13 protein-coding genes and 1 pseudogene are annotated in these 17,595 nt (G+C 72.0%); 12 read left to right on the top strand and 2 right to left on the bottom strand.

Going from position 1 to position 17,595, the window contains the following annotated elements; genetic code table 11:
• Positions 1-64: 64 nt before the first annotated feature.
• Both AB0A97_RS04930 and AB0A97_RS04925 read left to right on the top strand, forming a co-directional pair.
• Positions 65-850 (top strand): ABC transporter permease, encoded by a 786-nt coding sequence (locus AB0A97_RS04930; protein WP_361145290.1) that lies wholly within the window; start codon positions 65-67, stop codon positions 848-850.
• A gap of 249 nt (positions 851-1,099) precedes the next feature.
• Positions 1,100-1,537, top strand: a complete 438-nt coding sequence (locus tag AB0A97_RS04925; RefSeq protein WP_361144451.1) for a hypothetical protein — start codon at positions 1,100-1,102, stop codon at positions 1,535-1,537.
• Positions 1,538-1,678: 141 nt separating this feature from the next.
• Here AB0A97_RS04925 and AB0A97_RS04920 read toward each other — a convergent pair whose 3' ends face one another.
• The gene (locus AB0A97_RS04920; RefSeq protein ID WP_361144449.1) at positions 1,679-2,698 is read right to left on the bottom strand and encodes an alpha/beta hydrolase-fold protein; all 1,020 of its coding nucleotides are present in this window, start codon (positions 2,696-2,698) and stop codon (positions 1,679-1,681) included.
• A gap of 484 nt (positions 2,699-3,182) precedes the next feature.
• On the opposite strand from AB0A97_RS04920, the gene AB0A97_RS04915 reads away from it, so the two are divergent.
• The 10 genes and pseudogenes from AB0A97_RS04915 (at position 3,183) to AB0A97_RS04870 (ending at position 15,941) form a co-directional block, all read left to right on the top strand.
• Complete coding sequence (locus AB0A97_RS04915) at positions 3,183-5,411, top strand: FUSC family protein (protein WP_361144446.1); 2,229 nt, start codon at positions 3,183-3,185, stop codon at positions 5,409-5,411.
• Between the two features lie 296 nt (positions 5,412-5,707).
• On the top strand, positions 5,708-6,787 hold the full coding sequence (locus AB0A97_RS04910) for a rod shape-determining protein (RefSeq protein ID WP_361144443.1): 1,080 nt from the start codon (positions 5,708-5,710) through the stop codon (positions 6,785-6,787).
• Positions 6,788-7,000: 213 nt separating this feature from the next.
• Positions 7,001-7,543 (top strand): DUF4288 domain-containing protein, encoded by a 543-nt coding sequence (locus AB0A97_RS04905; protein WP_361144440.1) that lies wholly within the window; start codon positions 7,001-7,003, stop codon positions 7,541-7,543.
• 459 nt (positions 7,544-8,002) lie between these two features.
• Positions 8,003-9,592 (top strand): annotated as a pseudogene (locus AB0A97_RS04900) (ATP-binding protein); the annotation flags it as partial.
• A 431-nt stretch (positions 9,593-10,023) separates the two neighbouring features.
• Positions 10,024-10,431 (top strand): roadblock/LC7 domain-containing protein, encoded by a 408-nt coding sequence (locus AB0A97_RS04895; RefSeq protein ID WP_030018953.1) that lies wholly within the window; start codon positions 10,024-10,026, stop codon positions 10,429-10,431.
• Between the two features lie 73 nt (positions 10,432-10,504).
• Complete coding sequence (locus AB0A97_RS04890; protein WP_031004537.1) at positions 10,505-10,867, top strand: DUF742 domain-containing protein; 363 nt, start codon at positions 10,505-10,507, stop codon at positions 10,865-10,867.
• Positions 10,848-11,471: an ATP/GTP-binding protein gene (locus AB0A97_RS04885; protein WP_361144437.1), complete on the top strand. Its 624-nt coding sequence runs from the start codon at positions 10,848-10,850 to the stop codon at positions 11,469-11,471. The genes AB0A97_RS04890 and AB0A97_RS04885 overlap by 20 nt, the downstream gene beginning before the upstream one ends.
• A gap of 355 nt (positions 11,472-11,826) precedes the next feature.
• On the top strand, positions 11,827-12,648 hold the full coding sequence (locus AB0A97_RS04880) for an ABC transporter ATP-binding protein (protein ID WP_361144434.1): 822 nt from the start codon (positions 11,827-11,829) through the stop codon (positions 12,646-12,648).
• On the top strand, positions 12,645-15,371 hold the full coding sequence (locus AB0A97_RS04875) for an FtsX-like permease family protein (RefSeq protein ID WP_361144431.1): 2,727 nt from the start codon (positions 12,645-12,647) through the stop codon (positions 15,369-15,371). Before AB0A97_RS04880 ends, AB0A97_RS04875 begins: the two co-directional genes overlap by 4 nt.
• Before the next feature lie 360 nt (positions 15,372-15,731).
• Positions 15,732-15,941, top strand: a complete 210-nt coding sequence (locus tag AB0A97_RS04870; RefSeq protein WP_030018958.1) for an MbtH family protein — start codon at positions 15,732-15,734, stop codon at positions 15,939-15,941.
• A 121-nt stretch (positions 15,942-16,062) separates the two neighbouring features.
• Here the strand turns inward: AB0A97_RS04870 and AB0A97_RS04865 are convergent, their stop codons facing one another.
• Positions 16,063-17,301, bottom strand: a complete 1,239-nt coding sequence (locus tag AB0A97_RS04865) for an acyltransferase family protein (protein WP_361144428.1) — start codon at positions 17,299-17,301, stop codon at positions 16,063-16,065.
• Between the last annotated feature and the right edge of the window lie 294 nt (positions 17,302-17,595).

Genomic DNA, 17,595 nt, shown 5'->3' with positions numbered 1-17,595 from the left:
GTCCGGCGCGCCGCACGCTCCCGGTTACCGCCCGCGTCGGACCCTGCCGCTGCGCGTCGAGGCGATGCGGCAGCTCAAACGGCGCCGCACGCTGGTCATCGGGGCGATTCTGGCGGCCCTGCCGTTCGTCCTGGTCGCGGCCTTCGCGATCGGCGGCGACCCGGGCGGCCGCAACAACCGGGTCACCCTGATGGACACCGCGACCGCCTCCGGTGCCAACTTCACCGCGACCGTCCTGTTCGTCTCGGCGGGCTTCCTGCTGGTCGTTCCCGTGGCGCTGTTCTGCGGGGACACGGTCGCCTCCGAAGCGAGCTGGTCCTCACTGCGCTATCTGCTCGCGGCGCCCGTCCCGCGCACCCGGCTGCTGCTGAGCAAACTCACCGTGGCCCTGCTGTTCAGCGCGGCGGCGATGGTGCTGCTGCCGCTGGTCGCCCTCGGCGTCGGAACCGCCGCGTACGGATGGGGGCCGCTGCAACTGCCCACCGGGGGCGCGCTCGCCGCCGGTGACGCACTGCCCCGCCTCGCGCTCGCCGTCGCGTACATCTTCGTCAGCCAGCTCGTCACGGCGGCCCTCGCCTTCTGGCTCTCCACAGTGACGGACGCGCCGCTGGGCGCGGTCGGCGGCGCGGTCGGCCTGACCATCGTCGGCAATGTGCTGGACCAGGTCACCGCCCTGGAGCAGTGGCGCGACTTCCTGCCGGCGCACTGGCAGTTCGCCTGGGCCGACGCGCTCCAGCCGCAGCTCGACGGTACGGGCATGCTCCAGGGGGCGGCGGTCTCCGTGGCGTACGCGCTGGTGCTGTTCGCGCTGGCGTTCCGGGGGTTCGGGAAGAAGGACATCGTGTCGTAGCGGAGTGGGGCCCGGCGGGCTCGTTGCTCCAGTCGGGTGGTGGGTGCGAAAGCCCGCAACCAACTCGGACTCCCGGTTGTCTCAGTGGGTGAAGACCGGCAATGCGCACATAGGACAGAAGTCGGAAGTCGAGGACATCTCATGCTCCGTCACGCTTCGCGCACCACCGCGACCGGTACTGCCGCTGGTACCGGCACCGCCACTTCCACAATTACCGGCACTGCCACTGTCATCGCCATAGCGACCGCCATGGCCCTCACCTTGGCTGTCGCACCCGCCGCCTCCGCCGCTCCGGCCGCTGCCGCCCCGGACGCTTCCGTACAGCAGCAGTCCCGGGCCGACCTGCGTACCGACCCGAACGGCCGTTACACCGCCGAGGAGATCCGCCGCTTCCTGGTCTCCTTCTACGGAAAGCACGGACCCAGCGCCTGGAAGCGCGAGCACCAGGTCTCCGCCGAGCTCAAGAAGAAGGCAGCCGAGACGCCCGACTACGACCTGCTGCTGTGCGCCCAGAACACGCCGCGCAACATCTCCGTGGGCAAGGTCACCACCGCCCAGTCCGCCCGCGTCGGCTGGGCGACCGTCACCACGTACTGGAGCGGGAACCGCGAGGAACACTTCACCGCGTACGTGGACCTGGACGCGACGCGGCCCATCGCCTTGTTGGACGTGGCCTGCTCGGTGTGAGGCCAGGGGCGCGAGACGCGGGGCGCGCGCGGGCGAAGTCCGCGGAGTGAGGCGCGCTCCCGGGGGTCCGAGGGAGGGGCGAGAAGGAGGGGACACGATGCGGTGGGCCGGACGGGCCCTGTGCGCGGGAAGGGGCGGAAGTTACTCCGCCGGCCCCTGCATGTGGGCGCTGATCCACTGCATCGTGCCTTCGCCCATCCCCTTCACGTAGGTGTCGGCGCCGTGCATTCCGCCGGCCACCGTCTGAAGCCGCGTCTTGACCGGGCCGCGTCCGTAGCGCGCGATGAACTTCTTGACCTTCGGCACGACCGTGGCTTCCTTGGAACCGTCCTGGAAGCCCAGATAGACATCGGGCCCGCCCTTGGCGATCAGCCGCTGGGCCAGGACCTCGGGGTTGTTCTCCCGCTGCTCCTTCGCGTGCCCGCGCCAGAGTGGTGAGTCCGGCACGATGTCCGGGCCGCTCGGTATCGCGGCCTTGAAGGTCTCCGGGTGCTGCAGGACGTTCTTCAGCGCGGCGAAACCGCCGGACGAGGACCCCATGATCGCCCAGCCGTCCCGCCCCTTGAGCGTACGGAAGTTCTGCCGGACGAAGTCGGGGACGTCCTCGTTCAGCCAGGTGCCCATCTTCGGCCGGCCGGGTATGTCGCTGGCGTCGTAGTACTGCTTGGCGTCGGGGTTGAGCACCGGCATCACGACGATGAACGGCAGGCTCTTGCCCTCCTTCGACCACTGCGCCAGATTCTCCTCCAGCTTCAGGTCGCCGCCGATCCAGTAGTTGACCGGGTAGCCCTCGGCGCCGGGCAGCGCCATCAGGACCGGGAATCCCTTGTCCGCGTTCTTCTTCTCGTAGTACTCCGGCGGCGCCCATACCCACACCTTCCCGGTGAACCCGGACTTGGGGCCGTGGTACGTGGCCACACCGATCGGCGTGCCGTCCCCGGCGCCGCCGACCTTGCGCTGCTCCTTGAAGCTGATCGGGTTGGTCGGCATCCGGGCGAGCGATGCCTGGCCCGGCCGCTGGGCGCCGTGCGAGCCGGACCCGGGGGCGTCACCGAAGCGCACCGGCGTGTCGTCGGATCCGCCCGAGCCACAGCCGGCGGTGGCGGCGAGGGCGGCCAGGGTGGTCAGTACGACCACCGGGGTGAGCAGGGTCTTGCGCACGGGACCTTCTCCTTGCTGAGCGGGCCGGAGGGCGTCCGGCTGCCGAACAAGAGGGTGCGGCCGGTGCAGGGGTTTCCCTTCCCGGCGGTCGGGTTGCCCACGCGGATCGGCGTCGTCGGCGAGACACGTCTGTGACCTGCGCGGTTTACCTGTCGCAGAAACCGCCTTTACGGTGATTTTCTCGGCGAATCGCCGGGAGGGGGGAGCTTGCGCGGCGGGCGGGCTCTACGGCTGGTCCGCCTCGGCGGTGTCCGGGCCGTCCCGTCCGAGCGGCTACCCCGTCTGCGCGACCGCGCCCGCCCGCCCGCACGCCCGCCCGCGCCCGCACCGCCGTCGGCAGCCCGCCCGCGCGCCCACCCGGGCACCCCTCCGCACGCCCCTCCGCACCCCCTGCGTGAACCCGTCCGAGTGCCCGTCGCGACCCGTCCGCAAACCGGCGCAGATCATTCCGTTTCGGCGCTTGCGAGTACGTATTCTCGGGGGCATGACCTGGTCGCGAGCGCTGAAGAAGACCGCCCGCTCCGGGCTGACCATCGAGAAGGCCAAGCTCACCCCGCTGATCGCGATCCGCGGCTCGGTCGGGGTCGCCATCGTCATCGGCCTGTGCCTCTATCTCGGCAACCCGGCCCTCGCCGTCTCGTCGGCCTTCGGCGCGTTCGCCGCCGGCATCGCCACCTTCCAGCGCAGCTGGCGGCCCCGGCCCGTGCTGGCCCTCGCGGTCGCGGGCGGCCTCTCCGTCTCCACCTTCCTCGGCTACCTGGCCGCCGCGCACATCGTCGGCTTCCTGGTCCTGCTCTCCCTGTGGACCTTCCTGGCCGGCCTGGCGTGGTCGGTCGGGCCGGTGTCCGGGCTGGTCGGCACCCAGACCGTCTCGGTCATGCTCGTCACCGTCACGCTGCCGACCTCGATCCTCGGTGCCCTGGAGCACGCGGCCATCATCGCGTTCGGCGGCTTCGTCCAGGCCGCGCTCATCGTGCTCTTTCCCGTACGGCCCTGGGGTGTGCAGCGCGACGCGCTCGCCGACGCGCTGGCCGCCGAAGCGGACTACGCACGCCGGCTGCGGCACGACCCGGTCGCCCCTTTCGACCCGCAGCCCCTGATGAACGCGCGCCTCGCCTCCGCCGTGACCCCGCGTCAGGCCAAGCGCCGCCCCGTCCAGCTGCACGGGCCCCGGGCGCTGGCCGAGCAGGTCAGACCGGTCCTGGCGTCGCTCGCCGACCCGGTCGTCGGCGCGCCGGTGGAAGGGCCCGAACGCGACCGGGCGCGCGAACTGCTCGGCGCGGCCGCCACCGTACTGGACGCCGTCGCGACCGCCATCCGGCGCGGCAAACCCGTACGCCTGCCGCCCGAGGCGATGGCCACTCTCGAAATGCCGCAGGACGGTGACGGGCCGCGGCTGACCGGCGCCGCCCGCCGCTCCGCGCTGCGGCTGATCTCGCTGCTCGCCGACGCCGTGGAGTTCACCGACGAGCCCGTCCAGGCCACCCGGCCCACCACCGAGGCGGAGCGCGGGCACCTGCTGCGCCCGAGTGTGCCGAAGCTGGTGCCGGTGGCACTGCGTGCCGTACGCCGGGAGATCCGCTGGTCCTCGCACATCTTCCGGCACGCGCTGCGGGTCAGCGCGGTGGCCGCCACGGGGTACCTCATCGGCCAGGCGCTGCCCTTCGGCCACGGGTACTGGGCGCCGCTGGCCTCGGTGATGGTGATGCGGCCCGACTTCGGGCAGACGTACTCGCGCGGTGTCGCACGGTTCATCGGCACCCTGGTCGGGGTCGCGGTGGGCGGCGCGATCATGGGCCTCACCCATCCGAACCTGTACGTCAGCGCGGCGCTGGCGGTCGTGTGCGTCCTGGCGATGTACCTGCTGATGCGTACGGGGGTGTCGGTGACCTCGGCGTGCGTCGCCGCGTACGTCGTCTTCCTGCTCGGCATCGCGGGCGCCGGCTGGGAACAGACCGTGCAGGAACGTGTCGTCCTCACCCTCCTCGGCGGACTGCTGGCCATGCTGTCCTACGCGCTCTTCCCCGCCTGGGAGACGCCGCGGCTGCGCGAACGGCTGGCCCAGTGGCTGGAGGCCAACGGCCGGTACGCCGTCGCCGTCTTCGACATCTACGCGCGGCCCGCCGAACGCCGCCCCCGCCAGGTCCGCGAAGCCCTCCTGGACGCCCGCGCGGCCCGAGCCGCCTGGGAGGAGAGCGAGGCACGCGCCGAGAAGGAACCGGTGCGCCACCGTGGGCTGTCGCTGAGCGCGGCAGCGTCGGCACAGTCCGCCCTGTCCACGATGGGCCGGGTGGTGATGATTCTGGAAGCGCATCTTCCGGACAAGGACGCGGAACCTTCACCGGGTGCCCAGACGTTCACGGAAGAGCTGCGCGAGTCCCTGCCGCGCGCGGTCGATGCCGTACGGGAGCGGCGCGACCTGGACTGGAGCGCGCTGCGCGCCGTATGGGAGGAGTGGGTCGCGCAGTCGGAGACCCGCGGCGTCGCGCTGCGCGGCGCCGACCTGCTCCTGGACGCGCTGGACGACCTGGCCGAGGCCCTGTCACGGGGCCCCGGCGGCAAGAACCGGGCGACGCGGGGGGCCAAGGACACGGGAGGGCTGCGGAGAGTGGGGGATACCGGAGAGACACGGAAAGTGGGGGACACGGGAGGCACCAGGGTGGCGCGGGAGAACGGCGGACCGGGAATCCCGCGGACGTCCGCCTCGGGCTGAAGGCGTCGGTCTGGACGCGTCGGGCTGAAGGCGTCGGGCCGGACACGTCGGGCCGGCTGTGTCGGAGCGGAACCGTCCGGTGTCGCCGAACCGCCCGGCGCCACCCGGAACCATTCGGCGCCGCCTGTAGTCTTGATAATTGCCCGCAAATGGCGCCATTGGCGAGCTTGACGAGCTCGGTGGACTTCACTGCCCGAGCGGCTCAGCGAGCCATCCGTGCCGCCCGGGGCGCGATGTTCGAGGGCCCTGCGCGCGGGGCCCTGTCGTCCAGTCGAGAGAGAGCAAGCGAACCTCCCATGGCGTCCAGCACTTCGTCCGGTACGTACGACATAGGCATCGACCTCGGCACCGCCAACACCCTGGTCTACTCACGCGGCAAGGGCGTCGTCCTGAACGAGCCGTCCGTCGTCGCCGTGAACGCGTCCGGCGAGGTGATCGCCGTCGGGTCGGAGGCCAAGCGCACCATCGGCCGCACCCCGTCCGGCATCACCGCGATGCGCCCGCTCCAGGAGGGGGTGATCGCCGACTTCGACGCGGCCGAACAGATGCTGCGCGCCCTGATGAAGAAGGCGCTGCCCACCCGCCGCTTCTCCAAGCCGCGGGTCGTGATCTGCGTGCCTTCCGGCATCACCGGCGTCGAGCGGCGGGCCGTCATCGACTCGGCGCGCAGCGCCGGCGCCCGTGAGGTGCACCTGATCGAGGAACCGATGGCGGCGGCGATCGGCGCCGGTCTGCCGGTGGCCGAGCCGGTCGGCTGCATGGTGGTGGACATCGGTGGCGGTACGACCGAGGTGGCCGTCGTCTCGATGGGCGGCATCGTCACCGCCCAGTCGGTACGGGTCGCGGGCGACGCGCTGGACGCGGCGATCATCTCGTACGTGAAGAAGAAGCACTCGCTGGCGATCGGCGAGCGCACCGCCGAAGACATCAAGATCGCGATCGGCTCGGCGGCCTGGACCCCGGTCGACGTGGACGAGGAGGGCGAGCCCGAGCGCCGTACGTCCTACACCGTGCGCGGCCGGGACCACGTCAGCGGGCTGCCGCGGATCCAGGAGATCACCGAGGAGGAGATCCGTTCGGCGCTCGCCGAACCGGTCGACGCGATCGTACGGGCCGTGCACCGCACCCTCGACGAGTGCCCGCCCGAGCTCTCCGGGGACATCATCGAGCGCGGTATAGCGCTGACCGGTGGCGGCGCGCTGCTGCGGGGCCTCAGCCAGCGGCTGCGTCAGGAGATGGGCGTACCGGTGGTGGTCGCCGACGACCCGCTGGACTGTGTGGTCAACGGTACGGGCCGGTGCGTCGACGAATTCGCCACGCTGCAGGGGCTGCTGGCCGGAGCCATGGAGCAGCCGCGGAAGGCCGTACGGCTCTGAGGCGCGCGGCGCCGTGCCGAGCCGGCGGGCCCGCTTCCCGTCCGTCCCCCGCCGGAAGCCGTCGACGTGCGGGAACCCCTGAAACGGGTGAAGATGATTGCGCCGGCTGCGAGGCCGGTCGTGGTGAGTCAGCGTTCACCCTGGAGGAACGATCATGCTGAACCGGTTGGCGTTCATGATCGACACGGGGCCGGTTGCGGGAAGCGGGCTCCTATGCTGAACGCGAAGGTCTTCCAGCCGGCTGAACGGGTGCGGACGGGCTCGGTCCCGCAACGCCGCTGGGCCGTGGCACACGCCCGGTCGGTCGTCGAGGACGGTGAGCGCGCCGTGGCAACCGGCGGACAGCAAGAGGTCCGGGACAGCGGGCCCAGACCGTACATCGCGGTGGTCCTCATGGAGTCGCCGGGCGAGGGTGGCGGAACGCCGGGCGAGGGTGGCGGAACGCCGGGTGAGAGCGGTGGCGGATCGCGGGGCGGAGGCGGCGGTGATCCGCTGTACGAGGAGAGTGTGCTGCTCGTGTACGCGACGGACGAGGCGGACGCGCGGCGCCGGGCCGAGCGGCGAGCCCGCTCCCGGGAGACGAGCTACCTCAACGACCGGGGCGAGACGGTGTCCTGGTGCTTCAAGTGCGTGGTGGACGTGAGTGCGGCGCTGGACGAGGACCTGACACAGGATGCCGACCTGTACGCACGGCACTTCCGCGACTACGCGGCCTACGAACGCTTCGAACCGCTGCTGTCGGGCGAAGAGCTCTGATCGGACGCGAACGTGAAAGTGGACGTGGACACGGATGTGTACGTGGACACGGACGTAGACGTGGATGTCTGACGAACCGGGTGTGGACGCCTGACGAGCGGGGCGTGGACGCCTGGCGGATGGCACCGACGTCGCACGGCCAACGGGTGACCGGTAACGGTAACCGCCGGCGCCCATGCGCCTTGAATCCACGGGCGATCCAGCTCCAGGTAACCGTTTCTTCATCCACTTGTCCCGGCCCGCGCTCCGCCACAGGCCACCCCGGCGGAGGGCGCGGATCCGCCTGCGGAGACCGAGGAGTGAACTGGCGTCAGTCCTTGATCAAAGGCGGTTATGCTACTACCGGCCCAGTGTATGAAGGCAGTTACCGCAGGTACCTCTGTGGCGGCGCCGAACGGGGAGCTGGGACCCGCTAGACGTCCTGTGATCTGTCGATGTTTTGAGGGTTTTAGGGTGCAGATGGTTCGAGAAGGATCGTCGCCCGAGGGGCCGCGTCCTGCCTCGGTTCTCGCGTGGATACTGCCCGCCGCGGCGACCGCCGTGGCCGCGGCCGTCGCCGCGGTGACGGTCCCCCCGCAGGCGACTACGCCGGTGGTTTGGATCGGCGCGGTCGCCACTGTGGCGGTCGCGCTGGTCACCGGCGAGGTCACCCGCCGGGGCCGGGCGCTCGCCGCGCTCCGTGCGCAGGCCGCGGCGCAGCAGGCGGCGCTGGGCCGGCAGGAGGCCGAGACCGTACGGCTGGCCGAGGAATTGCTCCCCGACGTGGTGGCCCGGCTCGGCCGCGGCGAGTTTCCCGAGGACGTGCACGCGGCGATCACCGAGGAGGTGACGCGGCAGGGGCGGGAGTCGGGACTGACGCCCGAGTTCACCGCGGCGCACCAGGCGGTGCTGCGCTCCGTCCTCGACGCCGTCGTCGCCGAGGAGGACCTGCGCGAGTCCGCGCAGCGCGCCTTCGTGAACATCGCCCGCCGCGTGCAGGCGATCGTCCACCAACAGGCGCAGGAACTCCGGGACATGGAGGACCGGCACGGTCAGTCCCCGGAGGTCTTCGGCGACCTCCTGCGCCTGGACCACGGTACGGCGCTGATCGGCCGTCTCGCCGACTCCATCGCCGTTCTCGGTGGCGCGCGCCCGGGCCGCCAGTGGAGCCGCGCGGTCCCGCTGTTCAGCGTGTTGCGCGGCGCGATGTCGCGAATAATCGACTACCAGCGCGTCGAGTTGCACTCCGTTTCGGAGGTCGCGGTCGTCGGCACCGCCGTCGAACCGCTGATCCACGCGCTGGCCGAGCTGCTCGACAACGCCACCCGCTACTCCCCGCCGCAGACCCGGGTGCACCTGACCGCCGTGGAGGTGCAGTCCGGTATCGCCGTCGAGATCGAGGACGGCGGCGTCAGCATGAGCGAGGAGGCCCGCGCGCGGGCCGAGCGGATGCTCCAGCAGGCACAGCAGGGCATCGACGTCAACGACCTGGGGGAGACGCCGCGGCTGGGTCTCGCCGTGGTCGGCCGGCTGGCGCAGGCGTACAACTTCCATGTGTCGCTGCGGCCTTCCGCGTACGGCGGTGTCCGCGCGGTACTGATCGTTCCGCAGGACCTGATCACCACCGCCGCGGCGACCGGACGGGCGCACGGCATCGGCGCGTCCTCGGGCCCGCGTACGGTCCGTACGGAGCGCCGCGAGGTGAACGCGGCCCCGCAGGCCGCCGGTCCCCGGCACGCCGCGGCGACCCCGCCCGCGCAGTCTGCCCCAGCTCCGGCCGCGCTGTCCGTACCCGCGGCGCCCGCGCCTGCCGCCGCGGCAGCGCCCCCGCAGTTCCGGGACGACGTCCGGGAGGAGACCCAGGATGACCTTCCTCTCGTGACCGAGCGGACCGCCAACGGACTGCCGCAGCGGCGCCGCAAGTCCCGCGTCACCGCGCCCGTGCCCCCGGCGGCCCCCGGCGCCCACGCGGCACCCGCTCCCACGTCTCCCGCCGCCGGGACGGAGGAGGCCGCGCCGGTGCAGCCCGGTATGTGGCTCGCCGCGTTCCAGAGCGGCCTGTCCGGCGAGAGCGGGTCGGGTGCCTCGGGCCAGTCGCAGCCGCAGCCGCCCCGAGGACAGCAGGCCCAGCCGCCGACCCCGGCTCCCGCCCAGGCCCAGGCCCAGGCCCAGCCTCACGCCCAGGCCCAGCCCCAACCTCAGCCGAACCACGACCAGTACGGCCAGCAGGACCACGGCCGGTACGACCAGTACGGTCAGCCGGGCCAAGGGCAGCAGGACCACGGCCAGTACGACCAGTACGGCCAGTCGGCCAACGACCGGCAGGGCCGGCAGCGCCAGCAGGACCAGCAGGGCCGGTGGGGCGGAGCCGCCGAGCGTCCCGGCCCGGATGCCGGCTGGGCCGGCCACCCGGGCCCGGCCGCCGGTACGGGGACTTCAGTCAGTGCCGCAAGTGCAGCCAGTGAGAAGAGTGACGAGTCGTCGGAAAAGAGTGAGTAGCCATGATTCAGCACCGGCCCAACATGGACTGGATGCTCAAGGATCTCGCGGAGAGCGTTCCGCAGACCCGTCACGTGGTCGTGCTGTCCTCGGACGGCCTGCGCATGGCCCAGTACGGTACGGAAACCGATACCGCCGACCGACTGGCGGCGGCCTGCGCCGGACTCCAGAGTCTGGCGGGCGCGGTGTCCGCGGAGTTCCCGCACAGCGACGGCCGGATGCGCATGGTCGTGATCGAACTGGACGGTGGCTTCTTCTACTTGATGGCGGCGGGCGCCGGCGCGTACCTCGCCGTCCTGGCCGATGAGGGTGTGGACGCCGGGCTGATAGGACAGCGGATGCGGGACCTGGTGGCCCGTATCGGCGAGCACCTCAGCAGCCCACCGCGCCACGACGGACAGGACGCATGAGCGGGCGCAGCGAGCGGATCGGCCGGCGGCGTGGGCCGCGCGCGGGTACGGCGGGGCGAAGCGGGGACACGGCATGAGCGGAGCGGACCAGGACTGGGAGGAACAGAGCCCCGAGCGGCTCTATGTGATCACCGGCGGGCGCAGCGGCGCCTCCGGCCACACCACCTCCCTCGACCTGGTCACGCTGATCGTGTCGAAGGCCGGGCCGAAGCCGGGGATGCAGCCGGAGCAGGCGTCGATCATGCGGCTGTGCCATTCCCCGCTGTCCGTGGCGGAGCTCTCCGCCTACCTGCAGTTGCCGGTCAGCGTGGTCACCGTCCTGCTCGGTGACCTGCTGGCCGACGGGCGGGTGGTGGCACGCGCGCCCGTACCTCCCGCCCAACTTCCCGACCGTGCCCTTATTGAGGCGGTGATCCATGGACTTCAAAAGCTCTGAAACGCTCGTCGAGCGCCCCGCTCAGGGGCCGCGGAGCGAGGACGAACTGCCCGAGACGGCCGCCGCCGCGGTCAAGGTCGTGATCGTGGGCGGCTTCGGGGTCGGCAAGACGACCCTGGTGGGATCGGTGAGCGAGATCCGCCCACTGACCACTGAAGAAACGATGACTCAGGCCGGTGTCGGCGTGGACGACATCGTCGGTGTCGAGCGCAAGACCTCGACGACCGTGGCGATGGACTTCGGCCGCATCAGCCTCAACGACGAACTGGTGCTGTACCTGTTCGGTACGCCGGGCCAGCAGCGCTTCTGGTTCCTGTGGAACGGACTGTTCGACGGTGCGCTGGGGGCGGTGGTCCTCATCGACACCCGTCGACTGGAGGTCAGCTTCGACGTCATCGGCCGCCTGGAGGAGCGCGGCGTCCCCTTCGTGGTCGCCATCAACTCCTTCCCGGACGCCCCCGTCCACGCCATCGAGGAGATCCGGGGCGCCCTCGACCTGCCCGCCGAGGTGCCGATCATCGACTGCGACGCCCGGCTGCGCACCTCCAGCCGGGACGTACTGATGACGCTGATGCGGTATCTGCACTCGCTCGCCGGTAGCTGATCGACCGAAGCCGTCGGCTGATTGATTGCCGATGATCGTGCGCTGGCCGTTCGGGGTTGATTCCTGGACGGTCAGCGTTCGCATGTGGGCGTCCGCCGGCCGTTCGTCGGCCTTCCCCGGCCGTACAGGGCTCCTGCCTGCGAGGTCCCGCCCCACGTCTCCCGCCTCCCGTCTCCCGCCTCCCGTCTCCCGCCTCCCGTCCCCCGCCGCCCGGTGCCGTCGCCCCCACCCCCATGGTGTTGCTGAGTGCCCCCTCAAGTGGGGTGCGGACGCCCTCGTCACCGCCACGCTCCGCTCATAGCGTCTGAGCAGCCGAAACATCGGCGAGCAAGCGCAAGGCCGGAGGGGTTACGGAATGATCAGGCTTCGCCCGCGGGAAAGCGGCAGAGCGACGAGGGACGCGGAGCCGCTCCGCGCACCCGGTGACGACGGCGCCGCATTGACGCTGGAGTCCGTGACCCGCAGCTACCGACGCGGCGTCGGGACCGTAGCCGCCCTGGACGACGTCAGCGTCACGGTTCCCCGGGGCAGTTTCGTGGCCGTGATGGGACGTTCCGGCTCCGGCAAGACGACGTTCCTCCAGTGCGCCGCCGGCCTGGACCGGCCGACCTCGGGGACCGTACGCATCGACGGCACCGACCTGTCCCGGATCGGCGAAGCCGCCCTCACCCGGCTCCGCCGTGAACGCGTCGGCTTCGTCTTCCAGTCGCTCAACCTGGTGCCTTCGCTCTCGGTCGTCGAGAATGCCGCGCTGCCGCTGCTGCTGGGCGGCGAGGCACCGGACAGCGCGGACGTACGGGCGCGGGCGCTGCGCGTCCTGGAGTCGGTGGGGCTGGCGGACCGGGCCGACGATTCCCCGCTGCTGCTCTCCGGCGGGCAGCAGCAGCGGGTGGCCATCGCCAGGGCACTGGTCACCGACCCCGCAGTGATCTTCGCGGACGAGCCGACCGGCGCCCTCGACCCGGTCACCGCCATCGACGTACTGACCCTGCTGCGCGGCGCGGTGGACCGCGCGGGGCACACGGTGGTGATGGTCACCCACGACCCGGTCGCCGCCTCCTGGACGGACCGGGCGCTCTTCATCGACGCCGGGCGCGTCGTCGGCGTACTGGACCAGCCGCAGCCCGACGGCGTCGCGCAGGCGATGAAGCGGCTGGGCGGAGGCGCGAGGCCATGACGTACGCGCCCCACGACAGCTCCGTACGCACCGGTCGTACCGCCCGCTTTCTCGCTGCCCGCTCGCTGAAGCTGCACCGCAAGGCATGGGCCGCGGTGTTCGCGGTACTGGTGCTCACCTCTCTGGTACTCGGCGGCTTCGCACTGGCCACGCTGTCCGCGGTGGCCGGTCACGCGCGGGTGGAGCGCTACGCGGGCGCCGCCGCGGTCGTCACCGGCGACCAGAGCACCCGCTACACGGTGAAGGCCCTGGGCGAGACCCACTCGACGTCGACGGAGCTGACAGAACGGGTGCGGGTGCCGCGCTCGGTGCTGCCCAGGATCGCGGCCGTGCCGGGCGTACGGGCCGCCGTCGCGGACGATGCCTTCCCGGTCGCCATATCCGCGAAGCCCACCTCCACCTCATCCGCCGCCCCCTCCTCCGACCCCAAGGCCACCCCCGACCCCGAGACCACCTCCGCCCCCATCTACGGACATTCCTGGCAAGCCGCCGCCCTCGCTCCCTTCACGCTGCGCGAAGGAAGCGCCCCCACCGGCCCCCGGCAGGTGGTCCTCGACGGCCACCTGGCCGACCGCGCGGGCGTACGCGTGGGTGACGAGATCACGGTGCAGTCGCTCGGCGCCCCCGCGACATACGAGGTCCGCGGTATCGCCGCCCCCAAGGGGCAGGGCGACCGCACCGGACTGGGACACCAGGGCGCCGTCTTCTTCACCGACCAGCGCGCGCGGCAACTGGCCGGGCACCCCGGGAGCACCGACGCCATCGGTGTACTCGCCGAACCCGGGGTGAGTGACGAGAAGATCCACGCCGGGGTACGTGCGGCACTGGACGGCGCCGATCCGGCCCGCAGCGTCACCGCCGGCCAGCGTTACAAAGAGGACAGCACCGCGCTGCGAGTGCTGACCGGCGACAGCCGCGGGGAACCGGAGTTCCTCGACGCGGCTCCCAGCCGCTGGAGTCTGCTGCAACTGCTGGGGTCGGTCTGCGCTCTCATCGTGATGATCGCCGTACTCGTGGTGGCCGGCACGGTCGCGCAGGCCGTGCACCAGCGTGCCCGTGAGATGGCGTTGCTGCGCGCGGTCGGCGCCACGCCGGGGCAACTGCGCGCGACGGTGAGCCGGGAGGTCCGTACGGTCGCCGTCGTCGCCGCCGTGACCGGCGCGGTCGGCGCGGTACCGGTCTTCGGGCTCCTGCTCCGCCTGCTGCGCAGCCGCGACGCCGTACCCGCGGGCCTCGAACTGCCCACGCCCTGGTGGCTGTACGCGGTGCCCCTGCTGACCGCCGGACTGACCGTCCTCGTGGCGTGGATCGCCGGCACCCTGTCCTGCCGGCGGATCGCCAGGGTGCGCCCCGCGCAGGCGATGGGCGAGGCGCAGGGCGAGCCGGAGCGGCCGGGCCGCGGCCGTACCGTGACCGGTCTCGTGACGCTGTTTCTCGGTGTGGCGTCGGCCGGTACGGCGGTGCTCCAGTTCGGCGAGGTGGCCGCGATGGCCGCGAGCACCGCGGCGGTGACGCTGGTGATCGGGTGCGCGTTGCTCGGCCCCTGGATCGCCCGCGGCGCCCTGCGGGTGCTCGGCGCGCCCGCACGGCGGCTCGGCGGAGCGGGCGGCTATCTGGCTGCCGCCGCCGCACAGGCCAACTCACGTCGGCTGGGCGCCGCGATCACGCCGATCGTGCTGATGGTGGCCTTCGTCACGGTGCAGCTCTCGGGCGGCGCGACGCTGGACCGGCAGGGCGGCCGGCAGGGTGAGGACGCGGTACGCGCCGACCTGGCGGTCGTCGCGGACGGCCCGGGTATCACGGAGGAGACGGCCAACCGTGTCCGGCGGGTACCGGGCGTGGCAGCCGCTTCGGGAGTGTTGCACAGCACGGTCGTCCTGGCGCGGGACGACCTCGGCGACCCGCGACTGGACCGGCTGCCGGTGCTGGCGGTCAGCCCCGCGGCGCTGCCACGCGTACTGGACCCGGGCGTGGTCGAGGGCGATACGGCGAAGCTGGGCCGTGGCACGGTCGCGGTGGGCAAGGACCGGGCGCGGTCGCTGGGGCTCGGTATCGGGTCCGCCGTCACGCTGCGGTACGGCGACGGGGCAAACGTTTCGCTGCGCGTGGCGGCCATCTACGAACGTTCGCTGGCCCTGGGCGACTTCCTCTTCGCCACCGAGGAGCTGGCGCCCCATATGGCCGCGCCCCTGCACTCCCGCGTCCTGCTCGGCCTCGACTCCCCGGCGGGTCGGGTGCAGGCCGCCGTGCAGCGGGTACTGGCGGACTCCGCGCCGGGCGCGCGTCTCGTGCCGGACCCGGCCGGGGAGCAGCGGGAAGCCGAGGACCGGGGCGTCGGAGAAGTGATCACCGTGGTCGCGGTGAGCGTGATCGGCGGCTTCACCGTCATCGCCGTACTCAGCACCCTCACCCTCATCATGATCGGCCGTCGGCAGGAGATCCAACTGTTGCGCCTCGTGGGCGCGGGACGGCGCCAGATCCGGCGGATGCTGCGTATCGAGGCGGCCGTCGTGGGGCTGTCGGGCCTGGTGGTCGGCGCGGTGGTCGCGCTGGTGCCGCTGATCGCGCTCAGCCTGCCGCTGGCCGGGACGCTGCCGTACCTGCCGCCCGCGCAGGCCGGGGTGATCGTGGCGGTGGTGGCGGTGACGGTCGCGGCGGGCACCCTGCTGCCGGTGTGGCCCACGCTCCGCCGACGTCATGCGGCGGGCCCCGGGAGACGCTGAGGGCCGCGGGGAGCGGGCGGGGGATGGAAAATCGATTATCGAGAAACGGGCGCGAGGGCTGCGGGGCCTCACTGGCACCGCAGCCCTCGCGCCTTTCCGTGCCCGCTACCGGGGTGCCCTCGGACGTACGCCCAGACTTCCGTAGGCGTGATCTCGCGTAGATCACGCCTACGGACGCAGGTCACCCCTCCGGACGTACCTCGCCCGCGGACGTACCTCGCCCCTCCCTGACGCATCCCGCCGAACCGCACGGAACAGCCACAAATCCCGCCATTTCCTCCCCCCGCACTTCGACGCCGGCGCAACCTCACGCATAATCCAATTCTCCACTGGTAACTCCCTCACCGAGAGGCCACTCGCATGACGAACCCCTTCGAAGACCCGGAGGCGCAGTACCACGTCCTGACGAACGACGAGAACCAGCACTCGCTGTGGCCCTCGTTCGCGGAGATCCCGGCCGGCTGGCAGAGCGTGTTCGGCCCGGAGGGCCGGCAGGCGTGCCTGGACTACGTCGAGGAGCACTGGACCGACATGCGGCCGCGCAGCCTGGCGGAGGCCATGGCCGACTGAGCCTCCCGCCTGCCGCCTGCCCCACGCGAAAGCACCCGCTCCGGTCCCGGAACGGGTGCTCTTCGCTTTCCGACGGCGCTCGGGGCGCCCCTGCCTCACTGTCACATCGCCGTCATCACCGTCACACCACCGTCAGCCGCAGTGCGAACGCCGCGAATCCCACCGCCAGCACCCCTGCCCACACCCGCTGCCCCCGGGAGATCCCCGTCCACGGCATCTCCAGCCGCCGCGCCACCCGGGCGACGAGGACGAGGACGACGGCGAAGAGCGGCAGCCACGGCAGCCGGGTCGCCATCCAGGCGGCGAAGTCCGGCGCGGTGGTCAGGCCCTCCACCGTCGTACCGACGAACGAGGCCGGTACGGCGACGGCCAGCATGGCGGTCTGGTGCCAGCACAGGATCGTCATCGCGGACCGGTTGACGGCCGTCACCGGCGTCCACAGCGCGGGCCGCCGCAGGAGGGCCGTGATCCGGTCGCGGAGCAGGATCGCCGCGCCCGACTGCGCCGCGGCCAGGGCGATCACCAGCAGGGACGGTGGGTGGGAGTTCGTACGGTCCTGGCCGGGGACGCCGACCATGCTCGCCGGGTAGTGGAAGACGAGGAGCAGTACCGCGAAGAGGGCGGCGCCGCCGACGAGCAGCAGCCGGGCGCCGCGCCTGCCGAGCCGTTTCTCGCCCCAGGAGACGCCCAGTTGGTAGCCGAACAGCCAGCCCGGGATGACGCTGATCAGTGTGGCCCAGTACGGGACCGAGTCGGCGTACGGGCCGTAACGCAGGAAGTCCACGACAGCGACGACCGCCGCCAGAGGGGCCGCCGCCCAGCCCCCGAGCCACCGCGAGGCTGCCATGCAGTACGGCGTCAGCGCCGTCACCACCGCGTACACGCCCACGAACCACAGGGGCTGGACGACCAGTGTGGCGGCCGTGTGCAGCGTCGTGAGGGGAACCCCGGCCGCGTACAGGACAGCGGCCGGCACGGCCCATACGGCGGTGACGCCGACGGCGGGCCGCAACAGCCGGGCCAGCCGGCCGCGCAGCCAGTCGCCCGGTGACGTGCCCCGCCCGATGGCGCGCCGGTAGGACAGCACGGAGGCGTAGCCGCCGACGAGGAAGAAGATGCCCAGCATCTGGAGCACCCAGGTGATCGGTGCGAGCGGCGCGAACGCGGAGAGCGGACTGGCGTTGTGCAGCGAGCTGTCGGGGTCGCGGACGAAGCCGCCGACGAGCCAGTGGCCGGTCGGCACGGCCAGCAGGGCCAGCGCCCGCAGTCCGTCGACGGCCCGGTCGCGCTGGATCACCGGGAGGCGGCCGGTCGTGCCGGGCAGCGGTATGTGCGGACGGGACCGCTCGTCCAGGCTCATGCTCCGGAACCCGCCCTGTCCGTGGCACGCGGCACGGCAGTTTTCCGCATCGCGGCTTCCCGTACGGAGGCATTCCGCATCGCGGCTTCCCGTAGGGAGGCGTCCCGTATGAAGGCGTTCCGCATGGCAGCTTTCCTCTTCTCGCACACGGTCGGCGCATGGGCGTGCCACGGGCCTGCCGGGGGTCCGTCATGAAGGTGATGGGGTGATCGCCTTCCATGCTGGTGCGAGAAGCCGGCGGAAGCAGTCGGGCCAGAACCCGTATCAGGGTGGGGCAAACCTCACCGCGGCCCA

This window comes from Streptomyces sp. NPDC045470, assembly GCF_040646595.1.
In the GTDB taxonomy this organism is placed as follows: domain Bacteria; phylum Actinomycetota; class Actinomycetes; order Streptomycetales; family Streptomycetaceae; genus Streptomyces.
This window is presented reverse-complemented; position numbering and strand designations above follow the sequence as displayed.